At 30.6% G+C, this 25,737-nt stretch carries 30 protein-coding genes; 8 read left to right on the top strand and 22 right to left on the bottom strand.

Annotation, left to right across the window (positions count from 1 at the left end):
* Positions 1 to 2: 2 nt before the first annotated feature.
* The 18 genes from B2P65_RS00370 to B2P65_RS00285 form a co-directional block, all read right to left on the bottom strand.
* A complete protein-coding gene (locus B2P65_RS00370; RefSeq protein WP_346879406.1) occupies positions 3 to 152 on the bottom strand; it encodes a hypothetical protein in 150 nt (49 codons plus the stop codon).
* Between the two features lie 16 nt (positions 153 to 168).
* Positions 169 to 1,224 carry a spermidine/putrescine ABC transporter substrate-binding protein gene (locus tag B2P65_RS00365; RefSeq protein ID WP_346879405.1) on the bottom strand — a complete coding sequence of 352 codons (1,056 nt, stop codon included), beginning with the start codon at positions 1,222 to 1,224 and terminating at the stop codon, positions 169 to 171.
* A 151-nt stretch (positions 1,225 to 1,375) separates the two neighbouring features.
* Positions 1,376 to 1,909: an NUDIX hydrolase gene (locus B2P65_RS00360; RefSeq protein WP_346879404.1), complete on the bottom strand. Its 534-nt coding sequence runs from the start codon at positions 1,907 to 1,909 to the stop codon at positions 1,376 to 1,378.
* A 374-nt stretch (positions 1,910 to 2,283) separates the two neighbouring features.
* Positions 2,284 to 3,093 (bottom strand): MerR family transcriptional regulator, encoded by an 810-nt coding sequence (locus B2P65_RS00355; protein ID WP_346879403.1) that lies wholly within the window; start codon positions 3,091 to 3,093, stop codon positions 2,284 to 2,286.
* Positions 3,094 to 3,169: 76 nt separating this feature from the next.
* The gene (locus B2P65_RS00350; protein ID WP_346877681.1) at positions 3,170 to 4,828 is read right to left on the bottom strand and encodes a hypothetical protein; all 1,659 of its coding nucleotides are present in this window, start codon (positions 4,826 to 4,828) and stop codon (positions 3,170 to 3,172) included.
* Positions 4,829 to 4,830: 2 nt separating this feature from the next.
* Positions 4,831 to 5,616: an ABC transporter ATP-binding protein gene (locus tag B2P65_RS00345; RefSeq protein ID WP_346877680.1), complete on the bottom strand. Its 786-nt coding sequence runs from the start codon at positions 5,614 to 5,616 to the stop codon at positions 4,831 to 4,833.
* Between the two features lie 361 nt (positions 5,617 to 5,977).
* Positions 5,978 to 6,478 (bottom strand): helix-turn-helix transcriptional regulator, encoded by a 501-nt coding sequence (locus B2P65_RS00340; RefSeq protein ID WP_346879402.1) that lies wholly within the window; start codon positions 6,476 to 6,478, stop codon positions 5,978 to 5,980.
* 482 nt (positions 6,479 to 6,960) lie between these two features.
* Positions 6,961 to 8,934, bottom strand: a complete 1,974-nt coding sequence (locus B2P65_RS00335) for an ABC transporter permease (RefSeq protein ID WP_346879401.1) — start codon at positions 8,932 to 8,934, stop codon at positions 6,961 to 6,963.
* Positions 8,927 to 9,694 (bottom strand): ABC transporter ATP-binding protein, encoded by a 768-nt coding sequence (locus tag B2P65_RS00330; RefSeq protein WP_346847151.1) that lies wholly within the window; start codon positions 9,692 to 9,694, stop codon positions 8,927 to 8,929. Before B2P65_RS00330 ends, B2P65_RS00335 begins: the two co-directional genes overlap by 8 nt.
* A 214-nt stretch (positions 9,695 to 9,908) precedes the next feature.
* Positions 9,909 to 10,922, bottom strand: a complete 1,014-nt coding sequence (locus tag B2P65_RS00325) for a sensor histidine kinase (protein ID WP_346879400.1) — start codon at positions 10,920 to 10,922, stop codon at positions 9,909 to 9,911.
* A 1-nt stretch (position 10,923) separates the two neighbouring features.
* Complete coding sequence (locus tag B2P65_RS00320) at positions 10,924 to 11,595, bottom strand: response regulator transcription factor (protein ID WP_346847149.1); 672 nt, start codon at positions 11,593 to 11,595, stop codon at positions 10,924 to 10,926.
* Between the two features lie 33 nt (positions 11,596 to 11,628).
* Positions 11,629 to 12,102, bottom strand: a complete 474-nt coding sequence (locus tag B2P65_RS00315; protein WP_346877675.1) for a methylated-DNA--[protein]-cysteine S-methyltransferase — start codon at positions 12,100 to 12,102, stop codon at positions 11,629 to 11,631.
* A 33-nt stretch (positions 12,103 to 12,135) separates the two neighbouring features.
* On the bottom strand, positions 12,136 to 12,732 hold the full coding sequence (locus B2P65_RS00310; protein ID WP_346877674.1) for a bifunctional transcriptional activator/DNA repair enzyme AdaA: 597 nt from the start codon (positions 12,730 to 12,732) through the stop codon (positions 12,136 to 12,138).
* Entirely contained in the window at positions 12,726 to 12,854 is a 129-nt protein-coding gene (locus B2P65_RS00305; RefSeq protein ID WP_346847146.1) for a CGGC domain-containing protein, read from the bottom strand. The genes B2P65_RS00310 and B2P65_RS00305 overlap by 7 nt, the downstream gene beginning before the upstream one ends.
* A gap of 549 nt (positions 12,855 to 13,403) precedes the next feature.
* Positions 13,404 to 14,123, bottom strand: a complete 720-nt coding sequence (locus tag B2P65_RS00300) for an MBL fold metallo-hydrolase (RefSeq protein ID WP_346877673.1) — start codon at positions 14,121 to 14,123, stop codon at positions 13,404 to 13,406.
* 129 nt (positions 14,124 to 14,252) lie between these two features.
* On the bottom strand, positions 14,253 to 14,531 hold the full coding sequence (locus tag B2P65_RS00295; RefSeq protein WP_346847144.1) for a CD3324 family protein: 279 nt from the start codon (positions 14,529 to 14,531) through the stop codon (positions 14,253 to 14,255).
* A 318-nt stretch (positions 14,532 to 14,849) separates the two neighbouring features.
* On the bottom strand, positions 14,850 to 15,890 hold the full coding sequence (gene tsaD / locus B2P65_RS00290; protein ID WP_346870760.1) for a tRNA (adenosine(37)-N6)-threonylcarbamoyltransferase complex transferase subunit TsaD: 1,041 nt from the start codon (positions 15,888 to 15,890) through the stop codon (positions 14,850 to 14,852).
* Between the two features lie 184 nt (positions 15,891 to 16,074).
* Positions 16,075 to 16,956: a LysR family transcriptional regulator gene (locus tag B2P65_RS00285; RefSeq protein WP_346878409.1), complete on the bottom strand. Its 882-nt coding sequence runs from the start codon at positions 16,954 to 16,956 to the stop codon at positions 16,075 to 16,077.
* A 114-nt stretch (positions 16,957 to 17,070) separates the two neighbouring features.
* On the opposite strand from B2P65_RS00285, the gene B2P65_RS00280 reads away from it, so the two are divergent.
* The 3 genes from B2P65_RS00280 (at position 17,071) to B2P65_RS00270 (ending at position 19,005) form a co-directional block, all read left to right on the top strand.
* Positions 17,071 to 17,634, top strand: a complete 564-nt coding sequence (locus B2P65_RS00280; protein WP_346847141.1) for a chromate transporter — start codon at positions 17,071 to 17,073, stop codon at positions 17,632 to 17,634.
* Positions 17,635 to 17,645: 11 nt separating this feature from the next.
* A complete protein-coding gene (locus tag B2P65_RS00275; protein ID WP_346879399.1) occupies positions 17,646 to 18,212 on the top strand; it encodes a chromate transporter in 567 nt (188 codons plus the stop codon).
* A 124-nt stretch (positions 18,213 to 18,336) separates the two neighbouring features.
* Positions 18,337 to 19,005 carry a RusA family crossover junction endodeoxyribonuclease gene (locus B2P65_RS00270; RefSeq protein ID WP_035130962.1) on the top strand — a complete coding sequence of 223 codons (669 nt, stop codon included), beginning with the start codon at positions 18,337 to 18,339 and terminating at the stop codon, positions 19,003 to 19,005.
* 109 nt (positions 19,006 to 19,114) lie between these two features.
* On the opposite strand, the gene B2P65_RS00265 is transcribed toward B2P65_RS00270, so the two are convergent.
* The 3 genes from B2P65_RS00265 to B2P65_RS00255 all read right to left on the bottom strand — a co-directional run bounded on the left by B2P65_RS00265 (position 19,115) and on the right by B2P65_RS00255 (position 20,735).
* Complete coding sequence (locus B2P65_RS00265) at positions 19,115 to 20,038, bottom strand: hypothetical protein (protein WP_346879398.1); 924 nt, start codon at positions 20,036 to 20,038, stop codon at positions 19,115 to 19,117.
* A gap of 98 nt (positions 20,039 to 20,136) precedes the next feature.
* Positions 20,137 to 20,433 (bottom strand): hypothetical protein, encoded by a 297-nt coding sequence (locus B2P65_RS00260; RefSeq protein WP_346847138.1) that lies wholly within the window; start codon positions 20,431 to 20,433, stop codon positions 20,137 to 20,139.
* 2 nt (positions 20,434 to 20,435) lie between these two features.
* Positions 20,436 to 20,735, bottom strand: coding sequence for a DUF2089 family protein (locus B2P65_RS00255; protein ID WP_346847137.1), 300 nt, complete (start codon positions 20,733 to 20,735; stop codon positions 20,436 to 20,438).
* 461 nt (positions 20,736 to 21,196) lie between these two features.
* Between B2P65_RS00255 and B2P65_RS00250 the strand changes: the two genes are divergently transcribed.
* Positions 21,197 to 21,466: a hypothetical protein gene (locus tag B2P65_RS00250; RefSeq protein ID WP_035130968.1), complete on the top strand. Its 270-nt coding sequence runs from the start codon at positions 21,197 to 21,199 to the stop codon at positions 21,464 to 21,466.
* 152 nt (positions 21,467 to 21,618) lie between these two features.
* Here the strand turns inward: B2P65_RS00250 and B2P65_RS00245 are convergent, their stop codons facing one another.
* A complete protein-coding gene (locus B2P65_RS00245) occupies positions 21,619 to 21,834 on the bottom strand; it encodes a cation transporter (RefSeq protein ID WP_150844596.1) in 216 nt (71 codons plus the stop codon).
* A gap of 253 nt (positions 21,835 to 22,087) precedes the next feature.
* Here B2P65_RS00245 and B2P65_RS00240 point away from each other — a divergent pair, with 253 nt between their 5' ends.
* The 4 genes from B2P65_RS00240 to B2P65_RS00225 form a co-directional block, all read left to right on the top strand.
* Positions 22,088 to 23,110 (top strand): branched-chain amino acid aminotransferase, encoded by a 1,023-nt coding sequence (locus B2P65_RS00240; RefSeq protein WP_346878407.1) that lies wholly within the window; start codon positions 22,088 to 22,090, stop codon positions 23,108 to 23,110.
* Between the two features lie 158 nt (positions 23,111 to 23,268).
* The gene (locus tag B2P65_RS00235; RefSeq protein ID WP_346877667.1) at positions 23,269 to 23,502 is read left to right on the top strand and encodes a BhlA/UviB family holin-like peptide; all 234 of its coding nucleotides are present in this window, start codon (positions 23,269 to 23,271) and stop codon (positions 23,500 to 23,502) included.
* A gap of 270 nt (positions 23,503 to 23,772) precedes the next feature.
* On the top strand, positions 23,773 to 24,915 hold the full coding sequence (locus tag B2P65_RS00230) for an ABC transporter substrate-binding protein (RefSeq protein WP_346877666.1): 1,143 nt from the start codon (positions 23,773 to 23,775) through the stop codon (positions 24,913 to 24,915).
* A 67-nt stretch (positions 24,916 to 24,982) separates the two neighbouring features.
* Positions 24,983 to 25,737: ABC transporter permease (locus B2P65_RS00225; protein ID WP_346879397.1), on the top strand; the 755-nt coding region annotated here is incomplete at its 3' end.

Here is a 25,737-nt window from a genome sequence, read left to right as displayed (position 1 = left end):
ACCTAAATAGTACGGCTGCATATGATAATTAGGTTATCATGTACAGCCATTTTTATAAGCCCGTTACTTTTTACTGGTATCTGTGTTTCACTGAAATAATCCTCTGTATTTCTTTCATTCCAAGGCCCTTTTATAGCAACTTGGCGGAACATATTGTTTCTGTAACATTTAATTACTTGATTTTATGCGTATCCATGCATCATCATATACCTTTTTCACATCACTAGGAAAATCCACATAGATTTCACATCTATCCATTATTTCTTTAGTCATATATGCATTAGGATTATTTCTAACTTCCTCTGGTTGTTCAAGTCTTGCTTCTTTATTAGGAGTTGTATACCCTATTTCATCAGCTATTCTTAATGCACTTTCCTTATCACTTACAAAGTTTATGAACTTTTCAGCACCATCAACATTTTTAGCATTATAAGGTATGCATAAACTATCAATCCAGAAGTTTGCCCCTTCCTTAGGTACTACATAAACTAAATTAGGGTATTCAGCTTGAAGATTTAATCCCTCTCCAGACCAAATCATGTTTATATCAGACTCCCCTGCTGGAATCATTACAGTTCCATTATCAACACCATATATTGGATTAACTAATTTCCTTTGATTTAATAGTAGCTCTTTAGCTTCTTTAATTTCTTTTGGATCAGTTGAATTCAAAGAATATCCAAGTTTCTTTAAAGCTACTCCTATAGTGTCTCTATAGGTATCAAACATAAAAATCTTATCTTTATACTTTTCATCCCATAATATATCGAAGCTATCCACTTCTTCTTTTACTACATCTTTATTATAAATAAGTCCTACTGTTCCAAACATATAAGGAACTGAATATTTATTACCTGGATCTATTTCTAGATTTAAATAGGCTTCATCCATTTGAGATATATTAGGTATATTATCTTTATTTAATTCTTGAACAAACTTACTTTTTATCATTCTAGGCATTAAAACATCAGATACTAATATAACATCATAGTTCACACCGCCCTGACTAATTTTTTGATACATAGTTTCCATATCATCAAAGGTTTCTACATTAACCTTTATGCCATATTCATTCTCAAATTCTTTTACAGTTTCTTCATCTATATTTTCACCATAATTGAAAAAGCTTATTTCTTTAGAAGAATCTTTACTACAACCTGCAAAAACCACCAACATCATTAAAAGACATGTTGATAGGCTCAATAATTTAAATAATTTTTTCATACTACACTTCCTCCCACATGATTTTATATATTATTTAAATCCTAAATATTCTTTCGGATTATAACATTATTTTAAATATATGTCTAATTGTATAGTATTTATTATTTAATTCATCTAATAGCCCTAAGAAAAAATATTGGAATGTGCTAAGTTACAGAGTATACTTATTTTCATTGACAGTACCATATTTTTTTCGAGCATCAAAAAATAGTTGTATCAAACTCTGATAATATGGTATAAATTCACCACTATCTATCATTGAAAATATCTCTTCTTTAGACGCCCACTTCACTTTCTGAACTTCTTCATACTGCAATGATAGTTCATTGATATCAACATCTTGTTCAATTAAATAAATATCATCAAATCCATTGTTAAAGTTCATGGTAATATGAGGTCTAATATTTTTAAAATCTACTCTTAACCCAATTTCCTCAAACAATTCCCTTTCAGCTGCTGATTGGCTTGTATCACCTTTTATAGCACTTCCACCTACTGTTATATCCCACATATTTGACCAACCTTCTTTGAAAGGTTGTCTCTGTTGAATTAGCATCTCACCATCTGAATTAAAAACACATACATGCACAACTAAATGATAATTATTTTTTTCAATAGGTTCACCTCGAACCATAGTTTCATTTGTTTTATTTCGATTAATATCATATACATCCCAAAGTTCCATATTCATACCTCCCATAATATATATTATTATATCTACTGATAAGTTTATTATATCTCATTACTTATGTTACAGTATTTTCACGTATAATAACAGCCCTAGTTAAGTCATATCAATGCCTAAGGCTAGAAATTATACTTGGTCTTAAAGGAAACTCGACTCACTTCGTTCGCTGAGTAAGTTCGCCTAACTAAATCAAAGATTTGGAGGCTTACTTATGATACGATTCACTGTAATTGGCATAACGTAGACTTTTTAGTCAAAAACAATTTATATCCACAAATTATTAAAGGCTTCTAAATTTTTTCTAATTTAAATAAAGTGGCTGCACATAATGATAACTAAATCATCATGTACAGCCATTTTTTTAAGCTTCTTTATTTTTTTACTGGTATCTGTATTTCACTCAAATAATCCTCTTTATTCCCTTCATTCCAAGGTCCTTTTATAGCAACTTGGCGTGGATTTCCAACTATACTATATCCATTTTCCTCAATCCAATTTCCTAAAAAGTTGTATGCTGGTGCTAAATTAGAATAATCTCCTGGAACTAATATACTAACAGCTTTCTCCACTACTTCAGTTTCCTTGAATATAAACTCATTTTCATTCTCAATAAGCTTGTCAACGCCCATTACTACCTCTACATCAACTTCACCTTCTTTATAGTCCTCATCGTGATAAGTAGCATAAGCAATGTCGTTGCAATGAATGTTTTTTGATACAATGTATTTATCTAACCTTTCCCAAAGCATGCCTTCTGCATTATAAGCTGGTATAGTATCCCTCAAAGAAATAACCTTGTAACTAGGTATTGATTTTAATGTAACATTGTAACTCATATTAACCCTCTCCTTTTTCATATCCTTAATGGCGGAGTTGATTTTTTCAAGTCTTATTTCCTCAGCTCTTATATTATCCTTAATTTCTTCACCTTTCACTTTTAAAATATCTTCTAGCTTTTCCTCAGACTTTTCCTTCATACATACTGCTATATCAGCCACATTAAAACCCATATCTCTCAATGATACTATTAGGTTAATATCTGAAATCTGTTTTGCCGAATAATATCTATAACCTGTGAAGTCATCAATTTTAGAAGGCTTAAAAAGTCCAACTTCATCATAATATCTGAGCATACGGACAGATACCCTGGTCAACTTAGAAAAATCTCCAATCTTGAACATAAAATCAACTCCTATAAATTACTGCCATTCGAATGACATCTTTAGAATAATGCCTAACACCATGTGAGAGTCAATATTATATCCCTATATCTTTCCAACTTATTTTAAAGCTAATTTTCCAAATAATTATATTAATTACAAAAAGAGTTGCTATAAATGCTCCTATAAAGGTAATATTATTTCTAATTATTATGTGTATTGCAGCAAATATCCCAATAAGCACAAATGTAATCGCCCCTGGGCCTATAAGCTTACCACTATCAGTTGAAGCAAATTTCACACTAAAAGGCATCATCTTATTTGACAGTTTAAAATAAACTAATGATGATATTAAAAGGACTAAAAACATTACAATTAAGTCTAAGATTATTGATGGTCCCTTTAATATTAAAAACACTATAGCCGTAAATAAATAAACTGGTATAACTAATTTAAATAAGGTTCCTTTTATTGCTCCTTTTAATATTACTCCTGGATCTTTTATTGGTAATACCTTATATATAAATGCACCTTTATAATTATCACTATTGTTTATATAAGCAGTGCAGAAGCATAGCATTAATACAGTTAAATACATTAATAAATGTACTTTTCCACCATAGCTTGTTTGAATAGTTTCAATAAAGGATTTATCTCTATCTGTAAAAATAAATAAAACTGGCATAAATACAGCCATTGAAAGAGAAGGATATACCTTAAGTTTAAAGTTTCTTTCTGTAGATATCATATTTTTAGTAAATGTAAACATGCTTTTTTCAACTTTATCTTTGCAAATTATTCCCGCTATAAAATCTTTTCTTATTTTATCTCCACCTCTTATAGCTCCCCCATTATCATTTAGTTTTTGAAGGTTCTTTTCAAAATATGGTACTACCTTCTTAACATAAAGGATAATTAGTATTACTGGAGCTAATATTGCCATTACAGATAAAAATATTAAAAAAGGATTTCTATTTCCATCTATTAATATTCCAAAAGGAGCTGCAAACCACATAGATGGAACTAAACTATGCCAAAGCTTAGGTACATAGATAGCCGTAATATCTATAGTAGTAAAAAATCTATTAAATAACTGATACCCAAAAGTAAATAAAAATGCTAATAATATTTGAAAGTAATTTATAATATCCTTTAGCTTTTCTCCATCAAAGAACTTTAAAACTAAAGTATATAAAAATGCTGTTATTACTACAACTAATAAAGCTATTAGTATATTTTCCAAAAAAAATACTGGTAAAAATATCACTCCATATTTTACTGTTCCAAAAATTAAAGGCATTAAATTAAGAGACAAAGATATACCAAGTAGATACATACATATATGAGTAAGCTTTGCCGCATTAAAGGTTCTACTATTTACAGGCTTTGGTAATAGTATGTTTTTTTCCTTTACATCTAATAAAACAGCTGAAAAATCTGATATCATAAGTGATACCATCATAAATAGATTTACACCTATAATAATATTTATATTTTTTAAAGCTGGCATATCAGCTAACATTAACATTCCAATAAAAATGCTTAAAAATCCGTTAAAAAGAAGTAGTTGCTTATAATTATTCTTATCTTTATTTTCGGAAGACTTATTATTATTTGTCAAAACAGTACTTACTCTGCGTCCATCCATAGTTAATTTTATTTGCAAAATCATTCGCATAATATCATAATTAACACCAGCTTTTTTATACAGGGCTTTAAATTTATCTAATAGTCTTAATATGGTAAATTCATTCATAGCTATACCTCTTGAACTAAAGACACAAACTCTTTAGCAATTTGTCCATGTTCATTAAATCCTGTTAATTCATTGAATACTTCTTCTAAAGAGCTTTCTTTTTCACTATTTTTAAGCTCCTCAAAACTTCCATCTGCAGCTATTGTTCCATTATCAATAAGTACAATTCTATCACTTACCTTCTCCACAACATCCATTATGTGTGAAGAATAAAATATAGTTTTTCCTTCCTTTGCAAGACTACTCATAACTTCTTTAAATATCATTACACTATTAGCATCTAGTCCACTTAAAGGCTCATCAAAAAATAATATATCTGGATTATGAATTAAACTACATATTATTAGTAGCTTTTGCTTCATTCCTTTTGAATATGAAGATATTCTTGAGTTTATAGCTCCTTCAATTGTAAATAACTTCATAAGCTTTTTTGCTTTTTTAATAAGGGTATCTTGATCTATGCCATATACTCCACCTAAAAAGCTTATATATTCAAATGCAGTTAAATTTTCATATATATCAGCAAGCTCTGGAACATATCCAATTTTCTTCTTGTACTCTACACTTCCATTACTTATATCTTGTCCTAATATTTTTACCTGTCCTGTATAGCCTTCTATTATACCAAGCATTATTTTTATAGTTGTACTCTTACCAGCACCATTAGTTCCTATATATCCTATTATTTGTCCTCTCTGTATCTCTAAATTTATTCCATTTAAGACACGTTTATCTCCAAAGTTCATTTTAAGATCTTTAATTGATATTATACTCTCTAAATTCTCCATAAGCTTTTCCACCTCAAAACACAACATGTGCAAAATTAATATTTTGTTTAGGCATCTGAAAATAAATAATAAGTCAAAGATGGAAAGTATATTTTGAGTTAGCCAAGGAAACAGGTTCCGCAGATAGTAGCACTATCTAAGGGTTCTGTTGACACAGTATAACACAAAATAGACGAACATTCTGACTTATTTATTTTTTGAAGATGCCTTGTAACTTATACACTAATATAGTACCAAATAAATGAGTTATTGTAAAATAAAGGTTTATTCATGGAAGATAAGGTAGACTTATTTTAAAGCCTACCTGTCAAAACTTTATTTTCTCAAACCTTTAACTTCTTATATATTATTTTAAATACGATTATCTCTTATCTTTATTTGAACTTCTTATTGAGTACTTTACCCATACATTAAATATAAGAAGTATTCCTATAACAAGACAACCTGCACTGATAGCTTTAATAAATCCAGCAAAAAATTGTTCATAAGCTTTTATACCTGGTTTATATATTCCAGAATAAATTACTGTAATAAATGATATCAATAATGCACATAATCCCCCAACTAATGATTCATTTCTTTTTAGCTTTTGAATTTCACTAAGTAATAAAATTGTATTTTTATTATTTTCCACCTCTTCATTTTCCTGTTCAATAAATTCACCCTTTAGCAATTCATTAACTGAAACCTCCAACACTTTACTTATTTCTTCAAATAATGAACTATCGGGCATACACTTACCACATTCCCACTTTGAAACTGCTTTATCAGTTACATTCAGATATTCTCCAAACTCTGCTTGAGTCATTTTTTTATTTTTTCTAGCTTCTGTTATAAATCGTCCAATTTTTTGTGTATCCATAATAACACCTCCCTTTAATAATATGATAATCCAAAAGCTACTATATTCAAACCCACCAAAGGTAGAGTATATAGAATATAAGTAGAATATAGTAATTTCACTATTTATTACTGTTTGTAATATCATTTTTATATGGTGAATTTGATTACTTAACACATTTTAACTTTACATATCAACTCTTTACTCACTTATTTGTGATACAGTTCTCCGTATCAGTTGCAGATGATAATACTTTTAGTACATCCGTTAGTAGTATTACGAAAAATCGCATAATTCACTTTCTTGAATTACGCGATTTTTAACTTAAAATTATTTAATTGAAGTTTATTTTTTGAGTATCTACTTTAATACTTATAACTTTGGTTCTGTATGCCAAATCCTTCATAGTTATTAATTCTTGACTTTTTTTAGCTGCATCTGATATTTCCCCACTTAACTTCCTATTATAATATATCTAATAAGCAAGTTAACTAAAAATCAAATCAGCTGACAATTTTATAATAAACTCGTGAAGTGAGGAAGTAAACAATAGCATAGAAAATAGCAAAGACAAAAATTGTTCCTGCTGTGCAGATTACAAACAATGTAACATTAGTGAGATTTAATACTGCAAGAAGCTTCACGATAACCTTAAAGGCAAAGGCAATATGAATAATTGCTGTTACAACTGGCAGGAAAAACACCATAAGCACTTGGTTTCCAATTGATTTTTTAATTTCTTCTTTACTCATACCAACCTTTTGCATAATTTCAAAGCGTTCCTTATCATCATAGCCTTCTGAAATCTGCTTGTAGTATATAATAAGCACAGTAGCCATAATAAAGAGTGCTCCAAGGAATATCCCTAGGAAGAAAAGTCCTCCGTATAGAGAAAAGAAAGATTCTCTGGATTCTTCCAAGCCTTCACAACGTGCATCAATAGATAATTGTTTTATTTTGTTATTAATTTCATTAGTTAAAGCAATTTCCTTTTCCGCATTATCATCAGTATCAAAGGCAAAGTAATAAGATAAATCCTCCATTTTGCCATCATCCTGAGTGCTGGAAGCATATATTTTTTCAATTGTCTTTTCATCAGGTACGATAATAAAGTAGCCATTAGCAGCTACTGCGGATGCTATTCCATCCACTGTCATGCTATTTATACGTTCTTTTATTTTAAACTCATTGCCTAAAATATTAATGCTGTCTTCAGCTACTTCTCCTCTATAAGTAAAGAGCATCACTTCATTTTCCTTTAAAGTAATAGACTTATTTTCCAAGTCATTATATTCACTTAGTGGTACAAACTCTAGGAAGCCTATATTGTTTGCGTCAAAATTACTTTCATCATCTGTGAAATAATTCTTATCTTGTATCATAGCTAGAGATGAAGATCGGTATTTAACTATATTTTTCAAAGTAATATTATCTTTATCTGCCTGCTCTTTTATAACATTATTAATCATTTCTGTCTTTTCTTTTGATATATTTTTTGCGCTTATTGAAATATCTCTTGGATATCTTGTTCTAAGCACATCCTCCATACCAATATACAGCGACACTGTTGTAGATAACATCACTAGAACAGTAGTTGAAAGAATACAAATGTTAGCAAGCCCTACTGCATTCTGTTTCATACGATAAATCATGCCAGACACATTTATAAAATGATTGGTCTTATAATAAAACTTCTTATTTTTTCTAAGGATTTTTAAAAGAGCAATACTTCCTGCAGTAAATAAAGACCAAGTTCCTATCATAACAAGAATTGCTGCCAGAAAGAACATATTAAGCGCAGCTAGAGGCGATTCTGTAGTTAAGGCAATATAGTAGCCTGCTCCAAGGCTGAGAATTCCAATTAAAGTAAGAATCCACTTTGTTTTTGGCTCCTTTTCACCAACTTGACCTCCCTTAAGAAGCTCAACAGGTTTTGCAAGATGAATTTGTCTCATATTATTTATAAGAGTTAAAACAAAAATAAAGCCAAAGAGAATAACTGTTTTAACTATGGAGTTAGTTGATATAATAAACCCCATTGGCACCTTAAATTGTAAAATCTTAAGAAGTATTAAAAACATAAGCTTGCTTACTGCAATTCCAGATATCAGTCCCAATATCATGCTTATAATTGCCACGAAAAGGGTTTCCCAAAACAACAACTTAGCAATATGCTTTTTCTCCATACCCAAAATATTATATAAACCCAGCTCTTTTTTACGCCTCTTTATAAGAAAGCTGTTCGTATAAAAAAGAAAAATCACTGAGAAAAAACCAATAACATAAGTGCCTAAATTGAGTATTATTTTAAGTTCCCTTCCCCCAGACATACTGTTTAATCCATCATTTACTGATATAAAATGCATGATATAAAACATGGCAATAGTGCTTATACACGTTAGTATATATGGAAAATATGTCTTTCCATTCTTTTTAATATTATTTACAGCTAGCTTTTGATAGAACATCTTACTCATTTTTTACACCGCCTGTAGCAATTATAGTAAGTGTATCGGAAATTTTTTGATACATTTCTTCTTGGGACATGGAAGCTCTATATAGCTGATGAAACACCTCTCCATCTTTTATAAAAAGCACACGGCTTGCATGGCTGGCTGCTTTAGTACTGTGAGTAACCATTATTATGGTTTCTCCTTCTTTATTTATATCATTAAACAAGTGAAGAAGCTCATCACTTGAATGAGAATCCAATGCTCCAGTAGGCTCGTCTGCAAGAATAAGCTGGGGATTAGTAATTAATGCCCTAGCAACGGCAGCTCTCTGCTTTTGACCTCCAGAAACCTCATAAGGATATTTTTGTAAAATATCTTCTATTCCAAGTTTCTTTGCAATAGGTTTTAAACGATTATCCATTTCATTAAAGGACTTACCAGATAAAACAAGGGGCAAAAATATATTATCCTGCAAAGAAAAGGTATCAAGAAGATTAAAGTCTTGAAATACAAAGCCTAAATTATCACGACGAAACTTAGAAATTTCCTTTTCCTTAAGATTCATACTGCTTATACCGCTCAGCACCACCTCGCCGCTTGAGGGCTTATCTAGTGCTGCAATAATATTTAAAAGGGTAGTCTTACCTGACCCAGACTCCCCCATGATAGCTAAGTACTCACCCTTCTCAACTGAAAAGGATACATCAGATAAAGCCTGAACATGGTTTGTACCAAAACGGCTGGTATATATTTTTTTAAGTTTTTTTACTTCTAATATTGACATAATTTTCTCCTTTCACTCGAAACACTGAATAGCCCGCCTTACTCGTTCCCTTTTAGGAACTTGTTAATTTAGGGCACCCATCAAAGTTTATTTAGTACTGTTATATCCTAACTTCTTATCATGTTCAGTATAACAAAAGGAAGAAATGTATGCCTTAACTTTGGCTTACATTTCTTCCTTTAACCTTACACAGTTGTAAGGCTGCATCAAAATCTTATTCTATTTGCACTTCAATTGTTGCCAGATTGATCATTACTTTTGTCCCTTCATCAACCCTGGAGTCTATAGCTATGCTGTGAGATAGCTTACTTAAAATCTGCTTACATAAATATAATCCAAGTCCTGTAGACTTTTTATCCCATCGACCATTATAGCCTGTAAAACCTCTTTCACATATACGATTTATGTCTTCTTCCCTTATGCCAATACCCGTATCTTCTATTACAAGAGTCTTTTCACTGTAATTATCCATGTATATTGAAATAGTTCCCACTTTAGTATACTTCAATGCGTTTGATAGAATCTGCTCAATGACAAATACCAGCCACTTTTCATCCGTTAAAACCTCACAGCTTAATTCTTTAAAATCTAACTTAATTTTCTTTCTTACAAACATCCTTGCATATTTTCGTACTGCCTGCTTTACTATATCATCGAGACTGTATTTTTTTAACACAAGGTCAGAAGACATGTTCTCAAGTCTTAGATACTGCAGCACAAACTCTACATACTGCTCAATCTTAAAAAGCTCCATAGAAAGCTCTGAGTTTAGCTCACTTTCCGACCACTGAAGAATTAGACCCATCGCTGAAATAGGTATCTTAATTTGATGTGCCCATAAAGTATAGTAGTCTATTAAATTACTTCGACTCATATCTGCACTATGAGCGATCTGAATATTATTGCTATAGAGGGTAGTAAGCAGACCCTTATAGTCCTTTTCAATTATATCTTTAGGCTCAGGGAGTTTGTCAAAGCTTAAGGTAATGTTGCTTTTTAAATCTTGAAGCAATTTATGTCTATTATATAACCTTATAAAATCTATTATAAGGAATATAATACCTGTGCATGCACATAGTACACTAGCATAAACTACTGGCTCTACAGGAAGATTATATAAAGAAAATACAAGTGCAAAGGTGATACAAAACAAACCTAATAGAATAATTCCTTTAACACGCATTTTAAAATAGGAAATCATAAAATTAAAAACCTCTGTTTTCTTCATATCATTCCACCATATACCCTATACCTTTTTTTGTCGTAATAAAATCAGACAGGCCTGCCTCCTGTAGCTTTTTACGAAGTCTTGTTATATTAACGGTTAAGGTATTATCATCGATATAGCTGTCAGTTTCCCAAAGCCTTGTCATAATGGTATCCCGAGACACAGCCTTGCCTTTATTTTCGAGAAGAATCTGCAGTATCTTGTTTTCATTCTTTGAAAGCTCAATTTTTCTGTCGTGATAATTTAAGGTAGCATCACTTATATTAAGTATTGAACCTTTATGCTCAAGCAAGTTAGTCTGTCCTGTAAAATCATAGGTTCGACGTAATAAAGCCTGTACCTTTGCAGTCAGCACATTAAGGTCAAAAGGCTTTGCAATAAAATCGTCTCCCCCCATATTCATAGCCATAACTATGTTCATACTATCTGAGGCTGATGAAATAAAAATAATAGGAACCTTAGAAACCTTTCTAATCTCACTACACCAATGGTAGCCATTAAAAAATGGCAAGGTAATATCTAAAAGAACAAGCTGCGGACTATAGGAAACAAATGCAGCAAGTACATCCTTAAAATCAGTCACACATTCTGCCTCAAATCCCCAAGACCTTATGTGGTTCTTCACTGTTTTAGCAATTATCAAATCATCTTCTACTATTAGAATTTTATACATTTATTGCTCACCTTACTTTTCTTTCTAATATTTCTAAATCGATAGTATATTCTTCTCATGGTTTAAAAGCCATTGCTTTCTATCTATGCCACCAGCATATCCAGTTAAACTTCCATTAGTTCCAATAACCCTATGACAAGGTACTATTATCCATATTTTATTTCTACTATTTGCACTTCCCACTGCCCTAACACTTTTTTCATTTCCTACCCTAATCGCTAAGCTCTTATAGGATAAGGTTTCCCCATAAGAAATCTTCAATAATTCATTCCATACATTCTTTTGAAAATCAGTACCATTTAATGAAACCTTTAAATCGAATGCTTTTCTACTTCCATTAAAGTATTCATTTAACTGAGCAATAGTATTTTCTAATATTTCATTTCCTTTATTCATCACGGACTTTTCTTGCTCCACAAACATAACTGATAGTATTGAATCTTCAGAGCAAATTATTTCTAATATTCCAATAGGCGAATTATAATAACCATAATATTTTTTAATCATACAAACACCTCCTAATAAAATTTTTATCATCCGTTATACTTTTATCTCATTTATACTATTTCTTTTTCTATACTCCTTAGGAGCAATACCTGCATTTTGTTTAAAACATTTATAAAAATTAGAAAGACTTTTAAATCCTACATCGTATGCAATCTCTAAAATAGTATCATTACTTTTACTTAGAAGCTGCATCGCTTTATTTATTCTTATTTGTGATACATATTCGTTAGGTGTTAGTCCTGTATATTCTTTAAATAATCTTGTTAAATGACTAATACTAACACCAAATTCCTTTGAAATAAACCTGAATTTAATTGGTTTATTATAATTCTGGATTAACTTTTCCTTTACTTTTTCAATTAATTCTCTATTCGGTTCAAAATTATGTTCCTTTATATCAGGCCTACATAATTTACATGGTCTGAAACCTTCTTTGATAGCATCATCTACACTATTAAAAAACAGTATATTCTCTTTCAATGGTGTCTTAGCTTTACATGAAGGTCTGCAACAAATACCTGTTGTTTTCACAGCATAGTAAAATAACCCATCATAATACTTATTACAACTTATTACTGCATTCCATTTCTCATCTTCAGATATTACTATGTTTCCTTGTATAACTACCATCTCCTAAAAGCATTTACATAATTCTCAAAAGCTGCTACTCTTTCATTAAAGGCTTTAAAACACCCGCAGCTAGTACATTCCTTACTTTCGTTATAGCAATTAGTAATACCAATTTTACTCATAATTATAATTCCACTCCTCGTAAAAGTTTATTTTATATTTTGATTCTAGCATTACTAAAAGTATAACTCTTCCTGTATTTTGCTATCTAATTTTAAGTGTTTTCACTAAGGTATTTCAGGTACTCGAAAGAGTCTACGTCATTTATGGTACGGCTTCCGTATCACAAGCAAATGTAGTTTTTACATTCTATTCTTGTGTATATATTCTACATAGCGGAAGCTCACTATTCACATACGTTCATAGGAGTAAGTGATTCACACCAAATCATAGATTACAATTCTTTACTTAGCGTGTGGTATTGGATATGTTCGATGCTTTGATAAAGTGTATATCAGTTATTTATGTAATTAGATTATTCTAAAACATAATCTTTTTATACATCATATAAGAATTAAGATTAGATTCCTTGGTCTTTATATAGAAGTTAAAAGCAAAAAAAGTGCTCTATCCTCGCAAGATTAGCACTTTTTTAAGATTCATAGTTTATATATAAATTTTATCCAATATCCCTAAAACAAAATAAACCTTCTAATCTTTATTTTTTAATATTAAATGTTTTTAAGTGTTTTTGTTATCTCATTTTCATATATTCCACCATGATAACATATTATTCTATCAATATCATAATCTAAAAACTTTTTAATAGACCTTTTAGCCTCTTCTATGTCTAAAGTATACTGAGGTAGTGCAATATCTAAATTTCCATTTTCTACAACCAAAGCATCTCCAGTTATTAATGATTTACTTTCTTTGTGATAAATAGATATGTGACCTGGCATATGTCCAGGTGTAGCTATTATTTCAATTCCTCCACAAAACTCTAAATAATCTTTATCTTTTAATGTTACATCTACATTACAACTTTCTACTGTTTCAAGGATTTTATGAAAATAATTAGCTTGCTCTTTTTCCTTTTCTGTTAAAGAATCATATATACTTTCAGCTTGTTGTAGTCTTAACGATTTTTTACTAGCATTAATATATGGTGCATCTTCTTCAGATGCCAATATCTGTATACTAGGATATTGTCTCTTAAATTCTGCTAACGCTCCCATATGGTCAAAATCATGATGAGTTATAATTATTTTAGATAAATTTTTTATATTAACTCCATTATTTATTGCAACATCCTCTATCAATCTGAGAAAATCAGGATATCCACAATCTATTAATACCATCTCATTTTCATCTTCTAACATTACAGGGTAAATAGTATCGTTTTTGTCACCAAATTTGAAAGACACTTCTAATATATTTATCTTACTCATGTTAATCACTCCTAATAATAATCTAGTCACTTAAATAGTATCATGTATTTAAAACATGTAGTTAGTCTATAAATATTTATGTATTATTTATTCCCACATACTAACCATAAGCATGCATGCTCTCATGCTTTATTTATAATACATTTTATATTCCCTAATAATTTTCCTAATACTATTTTGAGTAAGATAATATTTATTTGCTAATTCCTTAACTGAACTTCCATTATTAAATGAATTGTAAATTTGTGTATTTCTTTCTATTAGTTCATTTTTAAACCCACTATTCTCTCCCCAACTTTTTCTATTTTCATTTTTTCTAGGTATATATAAATAACTTCCATCAACATACTGTTGAATTATCTTAATAATTTCCTTAGGTAATATCTTTTGTGCATTTTTATACTTCATAGTCTTTGCTCCTATTTAATATTTATATTTTTAAAAATATTAAAGCAAAAACTGCACAAAACTATTTTGATTAAATCTCTCTTTTAAAACAGCTCCTAACAAAATATGTTCTGTGTTATTACAGTCTTTGCTTGGAGCTTAATGCAATAACTAGTTTTTGTGTCAAGTTTTTCATCTCTTTTCTCCTAACTATTGATTTATATATTTACTAAATTTTAAACTCTAAATACTAATTATTCATTAGTTTCTATTTAGTAAAAACCTCACTTACTTACGATACGGTTCAACATTTGAAATCCTAAATTTAAATCTTTATGCCTATCTTTGTCCTAACTTCAAATTTGGTACTGCATTTAGTGTTAAATCTGCAATTCTACCAGCTTTATACTCATAATAAGCAGCACTTCCAATCATAGCTGCATTATCTGTACATAAAATTGGAGCTGGGAATAAAACTTTTATCCCTTCCTTTTCTCCTCTTTCCATAAGCTTTGCTCTAAGATAAGAATTAGATGCAACTCCTCCAGATATAGCTATTTTATCTACTTGTTTCTCTTTGCAAGCCTTCATAGCATTATCTACTAATACATCTACCACAGCCTTTTGGAAGGAAGCAGCTACATCAGCTTGATTATAGCTCTCACCCTTCATTTGAAGAGAGTTTAAGTAGTTAAGTACTGCTGATTTAACTCCACTAAAGGAGAAATCTAGTGTCTTATCATGGAAATTTGCCCTTGGAAACTTAATAGCGTCCTCATTTCCCTCTTTAGCAATCTTATCAATTTTAGGTCCACCAGGATATCCAAGTCCAATAGCTCTAGCCACTTTATCATAGGCTTCCCCTGCTGCATCATCTCTAGTTTCTCCTAGAACTTCAAAGCTGCCATAATCCTTCATATGAACAATAAAGGTATGTCCTCCTGATACTACTAAAGTAATAAAAGGTGGTTTTAGATCCTTATGCTCAATAAAATTAGCACTTATATGACCTTCAATATGATTTACTCCTATAAGGGGAATATTTAATCCATAAGCCAAAGCCTTAGCATATTGAAGCCCCACAAGTAAAGCTCCCACAAGCCCTGGCCCATAGGTAACGCCCACGGCATCTATATCTTGAAAAGTCAGATTTGCTTCTCTAAGTGCTTCTTCCACCACAGCACTAATAGCCTCTATATGCATTCTTGAAGCTACCTCTGGCACAACTCCACCAAATTTTTTGTGTATATCAATTTGAGAAGCTATAACATTAGATAAAACTTCTCTTCCATTCACTACTACTGAAGCTGCTGTTTCATCACAACTTGACTCTATAGCAAGTATTTTAAAATTTTCTTTTACTTCATTTGCTTCTTTCATATTTTTCACCTACTTTTAAATAATTTACACACTATGAAAGTTTATATTAAAAGTTTACCCTTAAGGTACTAACTTAAACTTATCCATATGCTAAAATAATATATCCACACATTTATACAATTATATCAACAAATGTGATTACTTCATACATTTTATCATTTTTTAAAGAGTAATTACACATGTTTTACTTAATTCTTATACAACAATCAATGAACCACTGCATTGGTTTGGATAGATACTTGTCTCGATGATAACAAATTGAGTTATAATTGAAAAGCCTAATATCCTTAATTGATAATTTTGCTATATCTCCTTCTTTAACTTGCTGCATAACCAGCAAATCTGGAATAACACTTATTCCAAAATCATACTTTACAGCTTGAATAAGTGCTTGTGAATTTACACTTGTCATCATAGGATCCACATAAATATGCTTAAGTAATAAAGCACTATCAAGGGTATCTCTTATTGCAGATCCCTTTTCCCTAAGTAGTAGTGGTTGTGCAGCAAACTCTTCCGCCGCGATTTCTAACCTTCCACTTTTAGCAAAATCATGATTAGAGGAACATATCACTGACATTTCATAAGAAGAAACCTCATGACTAATCAATTGTTTATTATGAATAGCTCCCTCCATTAGTGCAATATCTATTTCATTATTTAATAATTTTTCTTCAATATTAGTAGCACTATCCACTTGAATCTTTAATGGTGTTCTTCCATACTTTCGCCTCCACTCTTTAATCCATTTCTGAAGCCAGAAATTAGCTATAGTAATACTAGATCCAATTCGAATAGTTACTAATTCCTCTTGATATTTAAAACCATTCTCTAACTCCTCATGAAGTTCAATTATTCGCACCACTTTATGTAGTAGTATTTCACCAGTTCCTGTAAGATGAATTTTTCTCCCAATTCGTTCAAAAAGTTTTCCACCTATCTCCGCTTCTAAATCACTTATAACATGTGAAATCGCTGGTTGAGTCATATATAATTTTTTTGCTGTCTTCGTAAAGCTCAACTCTTCACATACCTCTTTAAAAATATACATCTGCCTCAAGTTCATTATAAATCTCACTCCTTTACATTACTTTTTAGTAATGTATTTCATAAAATATTATCATTTTATTTATCTATGTACAAGTAATATAATTGTATAACTTAGAGAAAGGAGGGTTCCATGAATTATTTAAATAAGAATTCAAAATATAAAACTTGCCTTTGGCTTTTTGGAGTTAACTTCTTCATTAGTGCCTTTACCTTTGGAGGAGGTTATGTAGTAATTCCTATGATTCGTAAATACTTTGTCGAGAAAAAACAATACTTTGGTGAGGAAGAGTTACTAGATATGGCAGCAATAGCTCAGTCTTCTCCTGGAGCCATAGCTGTAAATCTATCAGTATTATCTGGATATCGCATAGCTGGCTTTTTAGGTGCTGTTATCAGCTGTATTTCTGCTGTACTTCCTCCACTTATAATACTATCTTTAATTTCTACCTGCTATAGCTTTTTCCGTGATAATGCCACTATTTCATCTATATTAAAGGGAATGGAAGCGGGAGTTGCCGCTTTGATTGTAGATTTAGTAGTAACCATGATTCAGACTGTTACAAAAGAAAAAAATGCTTTACTCTCTTTAATGATTCCTGTAGTTTTCATAGCTAGTTTTATTTTTAATATAAACGTTATGATTATTCTAGTAAGTTGCATTATCCTTTGTCTCATTTTCAAAAACAAATTTTAGGAGGAAGGTTTATGTATAACTATATTTTTAAACTTTTTCTTAGCTTTTTACAAATAGGCTTCTTTAGTATAGGCGGTGGATATGCAACTATTCCCTTAATCCAAGCTCAAGTAGTAGAGAAACATGCCTGGCTTACTATGCAAGAGTTCACGGATATTATTACTATATCTCAAATGACTCCTGGTCCCTTAGCCATTAATACTTCCACCTTTGTAGGAATTCAAATTAATGGGATTTTCGGTGCCCTTGTAGCTACCTTTGGATGTATTATTTCAGGCTTTTTCATCTCACTTTTTTTGTATAATTTTTTTCAAAATCATACTAAATCAAAAAATATTTCAAATATTTTAAAAGGACTTCGTTCAGCTTCCATAGGACTTATTGCTTCTTCTGCTGGTACTATACTAATGCTTTCCTTCCTAGGAACTTCAACATGGAATTTGGTAGAAATGAGTCTTCAAATAAAATCTATAATTATTTTTGTAGTCTGCCTCTTTCTACTTAGAAAAACTAAAGTAAATCCAATGGAAGCGATGATACTCTCAGGTATTGCAGGAATACTATTTAAAATTATATAAAATAATCTGACCTTTACCTAAAGTATTATTATTTCGTTCAAACATAAGTTCCTGTGTTATAATATACTTACTAAAGTTATTTATTTAAACAATTAATCACACAATCATAGAAAGAGGAATTAAAATGAAAGATATTAACTATGCTAAAGTTGTGGTAAAGGGATCACCAATTTCTAAATCTAACTTTAAACTTTTCAATAGCAGTAACAGAGCTATTTTACCATATAACTCTGGAAAATATCATGATAGATATGCACTATACGAGGAAGAAATAGCCTACGAATGTAGGGTTCAAAATCCAAGTGTAACCTTAACAGAGGCACTTATAGCTGTCCTTAAGGTTTATTATAAAAGTGAAAAACGTCATCCAGACACAAATAACATAACAAAAAGTATTTTAGATGGTGTTGAAAAAAGTGGCCTTATAATAAATGATGCCCAAGTAAGAAGACTTATTATAGAAGAATTTTACGATAAAGAAAACCCAAGATTTGAACTTGAACTCTTTGGGGAAAGTTCCTATGCCATGGATTATAAAATAGTTAAGCTAGAAGAAAAACAGCCCATAATAAATTATGAACCTCCTAGTAACAAAAAAAATAAAACCTTAGATAGCTATAGTGCCTCAGGTTTATGCAAAGAGTTTTCCCCTGGAGATAACAATCTATCTTCCAGTAAAGGCTCTAAACAAATCTGTGAACTTTGTCTAAAGGAAGTTTCCAAAGATAATATCATGTCCTGCAATAAAGGAAAAACTCTAATATGTAAAAGTTGCTTTAAAAAACTATTCTAAAAAACACAAGGAATTTAAAGTAATAAATTTATTTAAACAAAGGTTGAGCATGTCCTTATAATTATTAAGTACATGCTCAACCTTTTATAACTTACAAAAGCCATAAATTTTAAATTGTTCTTCCATTAATGAGAACTACTCGTTTAGAGAACATGCCATGAACAACTTTAGCCTCTTCTCCTCGAGAGATAAAAGGATAATTATAAGTTCTATAGGCAATTTCTCTTTTATTTTTAAAGTCAGTAACATATACAGTCCAATACTGGCTTCCATTTCTGCTCTCCTGTGATTCTGTCACCCCAGTGCATACACCTATTAAAGATGTATATAATCCTAAGATATACTCTATAAGAGAAAAGATTTCTCTAAGAACAATTATAAAAAATATAACCTCAAATATATCCGATATTTTACTTTCTATTAGGGTATATGTAAATATAACCATAACAACAATATTATATAATCCAAGACTCCTTTTATTAAATGGCACCCTTTCAAAAGGCATAAACCAAGGTTTAAATCTCCAAAATATACTACTACCTTCCACGGGATAGTCCGTACCGTTTACTGCTGCTCGCCACTTCATTTGATGGTCATTCAACCCTAAGACTATAATTTTCTCTGTAATAAATATTAGGTTCACATAAATTCCTAGCATTATAAAAGCGGCAGCAATAAAATATGACTTCTTTATTATAAGTGCAGAAAAAAGAATATATAAAATGAAGAAAATAGTACCTGATTTCATTAATTTCATTTTAGATCTCATCTCATCCTTAGCCTCTTGAGATAAATCCTTAGCTCTATTTATTGCACTTGCAATAGCAGTAGCCACAAAAGGCAAAGTGAAAAATTCAACATAATTTTTTATATTTATTTCTTCGATTATACTAATTTCATATCCTAAATCTTGAATCATATTAACATCATACCCAAAATGCCGAAGTACAAGTACTATATTAATTACAATGCTTATTAACAACATACATACTGAAAAATTTCTTACGGACTTCAAACCACGTTGATCTAACATTACTTTTACTCCCTTACTATATTTATAACTATCTAAATTATATATTTTTTTCTACAATATGTAAATAACCATAGGGTTATACCCCTGGTTTAATATAATTAATTTATATCTTGAGCTTTCATTTTATCCAGTTCAGCTTCTTTTTCTTTTTTGTATCTCTTACGTCCATATTCCCATTCTGCCAAAAACATATTAGTTAATATGAGAAATGGAAATAAATTTCTAAAGCTAAGTGTTAGTTTTGTAAATCTAAACACACATATTGCAAAAATCACTGATATTAAAGGTATAATCCCTCCTAATAAACAGTTCTTTTGTTTACCAAGAAAATATTCAACTCCTAAGAGTGCACCTGCAACTACAAATGCAATAATAATAGTACTTATATCTGACATGGTTATTCTCCTTTCAAACATTTCTTATACTTGTCAATAATTAACTTTGCAGTTTCCAAATCAAGCTTAGAATCCACTGCCAATCCTTTAATAAATATTTGGAATGGCTCTTCTTCTTTCTTATCATTTAGTTCAATTTTTTGAATCAGTTTATCCAATCTCAATCTCACAGTAGGATAAGATACTTCATACATTTTTGCAATATCTTTTAAAGATCCAGATTTCAGCACAAAATTTTTCAAAAAACCTGCATCTTCTTGCTCTAAAGCAAGTATCCATTGTGGTATTTTATCAATATCCATTTTAACCTTCCTTTCATATTATGTTTAATAATATTAATTATAACCTAAATAATATTAAAATCAATAAGCAACATAATATAAATTTAATTAATTTTCTTTACTCAAAAATATATAACAAATAAGAGGTTGAGTGAAAACTCAACCTCTTATAATATTCTATTCCATTTTCCCTACAAAAAATCTAGTTTCTATCAAAAACCAACCCAAAGCAGCTCCTAAGCCTATAGGAAAACCTCTAAGTAAATCTTTCTTCAAAGGCCTAAAAAAATAATCAAGACCATAAAGTACTTATAATAATTTCCTTGGGGTCTGACCCCATAACATTTTATTCCAGAGATTTTACCCACTCTAAAGAATGTTCCCTTGATTAAATTCATTGATAAAGCAAGTCATTATAGGAAATACTAATTACGATTTACAATACAATAGACTTTTTAATAAAATAATGGAGGAAAAAACCTATGGAAAACCTTGAAAGAGCAATTGACAGAATAAAAATACTTGAATGCCCTACTGGAGACTTAGAAAATCGAGTTGCAGATATTCTTGAGGATTATAAGGTTGCGGATAAAAATAAAATAACTATAAATAGAGCCGAACAATTAGATGTAAATGGTGCTGAAGCTTATAGTGCTAAAATTTCAAGCAATTCGCCACAGTCTATCACTATACTAGCAAAGTCAGGTATGGATGATTATGTAGCTAAAGTAATTGATGTGTCTATAGGTTAAGTTGCAGTAATACGTAAAGCCTGTTAAAACTTTCTTTTAAATTAAGATACCTTATATTAACTTATTAAGAATATGCTAAATAAAAAATGCTTTTGCTAAACTTTAAGCAAAAGCATTTTTAAAGGTAAAAGGTATTCCATTACTTTTTTAAGCTAAGCCTGCTCTATTTTTTCTACTATATAACCTGCATCTTCAATGGCACACTTCATTTCTTTATCATTAACAGAATCTGTTCCATCAACCACTACTATTTGAGATTTTAGGTGTACATCCACATTATCAATCCCATGAACTCCTTGTAATGCTGTTTTAACATTGGTAACACACTTTCCACAAGTCATACCTTCAACGGTTAATCTTTTTTTCATTTCTAATTTCTCCTTTCATTAATATACATATAGTATTAATATAATCATGAAAAATTATTGATAAAATATTTAAAAGTGTTAGTATAGTATTATAGGCACATAATTCTAAATTTTTTAAACATATAAAAGTATACGATTTCATTTACATAGTTCAATTTGCAAGTATACGATTTCATTGAAAATTAAGGATTATGTTAACTACACATTAAAAAATCAAATAAAAAAGTTAATTTTATTAGGGGGAGATTTGGTAATGGAAAAAGAATTCAATTGGAAAGAATTAGGGTTTGATTACCTAAAGGCAGATTTTAATTTTATTTCTCATTATAAAGATGGACAATGGGATGAAGGAAACTTAGTTGAAGATGATAAAATAACAATTAGCCAAGGTTCAACATGCTTGCATTATGGACAACAATGTTTTGAAGGTTTAAAAGCATATACTCATAAAGATGGAAAAGTATGCTTATTCAGACCTGATCAAAATGCTAAAAGATTAAATGAAAGCTGTAGAAGAGTTTTAATGCCAGAAGTACCAGTAGAATTCTTCTTAGATGCTTGCAGAAGAATTGTTAAAGCAAATAAAAGACTTATCCCACCATATGGAAGTGGAGCAACACTATATCTTAGACCTTACGTAATAGGCGTAGGTGACAATGTAGGTGTTCGTCCAGCTAGGGAATATATATTTGGAATCTTTGTTACACCAGTTGGACCATACTTCAAAGGTGGAATGGCTCCAGTTAACTTCATAACTTCTGACTTTGACAGAGCTGCTCCTATGGGAACTGGTGCTGCTAAAGTTGGTGGTAACTATGCTGGAAGCTTATTACCTCATGCAGAAGCTGTTAAAGCAGGCTTTGCTGATTGTATCTATTTAGATCCAGCAACTCATACAAAAATAGAAGAAGTAGGTGCTGCAAACTTCTTTGGAATAACTAAAGATGGTACCTTTGTTACACCTAAATCTCCATCTATATTACCAAGTATAACTAAGAGATCTCTATTATACTTAGCTGAGCATAACTTAGGTATGAAGGTAGAAGAAAGAGACGTATTAATAGATAACTTAGGTGAATTTGCAGAAGCTGGAGCTTGCGGTACTGCAGCTGTAATCACTCCAATCGGAGCAATCCAACATAAAGAAAACAAACACGTTTTCCATAGCGAAACAGAAGTTGGCCCAGTAACTAGAAAACTTTATGAAACTTTACTAGGAATTCAAGCTGGCGATATAGAAGCACCAGAAGGTTGGATATTCAACGTAGAAATTTAATATAATATTTAAGGCTCATCATAAAAGATTATGGTGAGCCTTTCTTTAGCTGATTGCATTAATAAACACATCTGCATATATAGTAATAAGGGATATTTTAAGCATGAGTAAAAGTTTAATAATATCTTGATTAAAGTTAAGGGGGGATACTAAAGCAAATGGAAGCTGAAATATTAAAAATGGCTCTATCGCAAGGTATATGGGCAGTTCTCAGCATATTTCTATTGTTTTATATATTAAAAGCTCAAGAAAAAAGAGATGAAAAGCAAGAAGAAAGAGAAAAGAACTACCAAGAGATAATATCGAAAATAACCGATAAGTTAATGATAATAGAAGAAGTAAAAAAAGATGTTGAAGATATAAAAAAATATATTATAACCAATAATAAGTAATAAATAAAATGTAAGCCAATGACGTTAATGATGTCATTGGCTTATTTTTTATTGTTCTTACTATTGATTAATTTTATATTTGTTGCTGAATTCATATAAGTAATTAGTAATGTTAATTAAATAATAGTGTTTAAATATACATACTACAGATTCACCTATTATAAAAACAAATACATAAAGATTTTATTATCTAAAAACTTAATTGGACTTAAATGCTATATATTTATATAATTCTACTTGTTTGTAAATATTTATTTTTAGGAGGATATTATGAAAAAATTACTAATTTTATTATTAGCATTATCAATCCTTGTTTTTGCTTTTGGATGTGATTCAAAGAAAGCATCAAAGAACACAAGCTCACCAGCCTCTACTGAAGAAGCTTCTAAATCCGATGAAAAGGTACCAGAGCTTACTATGAGCTGGGGAAACGAATTACATACAGGTATAATGAATGTTGCTACAAAAAAACCTGAGCTATTTAAAGAAACTGGAGTATATTTCAATCCACTTTCTAAGGATAAATTTGAATTATTAGAAAATGGTAAGAAAATAGCTATCTTAAATTTTGTTCCTAGTAAAGGTGGATCTGAAACTGCTAATCTTATGAGTCAAGGGCATGTGGATTATGGATTTGGATCAAATACAGCTTTCCTTACTGCTGTAGACAATGGAGCTAAATTAAAAATTGCAGCACCTTTCCAAAGTGATGGAATTGCCTTAGTATTTCCACCAAACACTAATTTAAAGAATTGGGATGATATAAAAAAACACATATTAGATTTAAAACAACCACTTAAACTTGGCTATCATTCACCAGTAAGTGGACCTAGAATAGTAATTGAATCAGTTTTAAAAGCCCAAGGGTTAAAGGTAACTGAAAATCCAAGTGATACTTCAGCAAATGTTCTTTTAGTTGATCTTAAAGGTTCAAACAATCTATTGCCATCTTTAACTAGCAAACAAGTTGATGCTTGGGTAGGGCCATCACACCATCCTGAAGCTGCAGAAGAAAAAGGTTTAGGTGAAATAGCATTAAATCTGAAGGACTTCCCAGAAAACGGTCAATGGAATGACTTCCCATGTTGTGTATTTGCTGCTACAGATAAAGCTATCAATGATTATCCTGAGGTAACTAAAGCTTTTACAAAGCTTGTAGCTGCAAACGCAAAATATTGTACTGAACACCATGGAGAAGTGTCAAAGATTATGGCAGAAGTTATTGGTGTATCAGAAGAAACCATTAATAAATGTGAGATAAAATACTTCACAGCTCCATCAGAAAATTGGTATAAGGGTATAGAAATATATGTGGAAAAACTTAATGAGATGGATAAATTTAATGGACAACTAAAGGGATTAGATTTTGAAAAAGTCAAGAAACTAGTTTTTGATTTTAGATTTTTAGAATAGAATTATCATTATGGAAAAGCTTCCTAATTTATGCTAGGAAGCTTTTTTATAGAGGGAGGTTAAAGGTTTGAAACATCTAAAAAAAATATTGTGGAAGTTATTAGTGCCTATTCTATTTATACTATTATGGCATATACTCTCCTTTAGGATTAATAATGCTGTAATTTTGCCAAGAATAGTATCAGTTTTAGATAACTTTGCTCATGCCACAAACGATTTTATCGGCCTTGGATCAATACCTGTAAATGTCTTAGTTAGTTTAACTCGAGTACTTCTTGGATATATTGTAGGTGTATTTATTGCCATTCCATTAGGTCTGTTAATGGGATATAAGGCAAGGGTATATAATTTATTTAATAATTTTATTAATATATTTAGACCTATACCACCACTGGCATGGGTACCCTTAGTTTTGGCGTGGTTTGGTGTAGCAAGTTTTTCAACAGTTTTTAAAATAGAGGGCGGAGAACTCCAAGCCTTTTTAAATAACTTTAAGTTCTCAATGATGTTTATTATCGGCTTAGGTACCTTCTTCCCTGTACTTACAAATACTATATTTGCTGTTAGAACTGTTCCCAAAACTCTAGTAGAATCTGCAAAGGTTCTTGGAGCTTCAGAAAGGGATATATTCTTTAAAATTCTCCTACCAGCCTCTGCCCCAACTATTATAACAGGACTTAGGACAGGCCTCGGAATTGCTTGGTCCTGCCTAGTATCTGCAGAAATGCTTCCAGGTAGCTTATCAGGTGTTGGTTATTTAATAACCCATGCTTATGAACTCGGCAGAACTGACTTGGTTATTGTAGATTGTCAACTACTTTT

Origin of the sequence: Clostridium sp. UBA3061 (genome assembly GCF_002367465.1) — a bacterium.
GTDB classification, from domain to species: Bacteria; Bacillota; Clostridia; order Clostridiales; family Clostridiaceae; genus Clostridium_J; species Clostridium_J sulfidigenes.
This window is presented reverse-complemented; position numbering and strand designations above follow the sequence as displayed.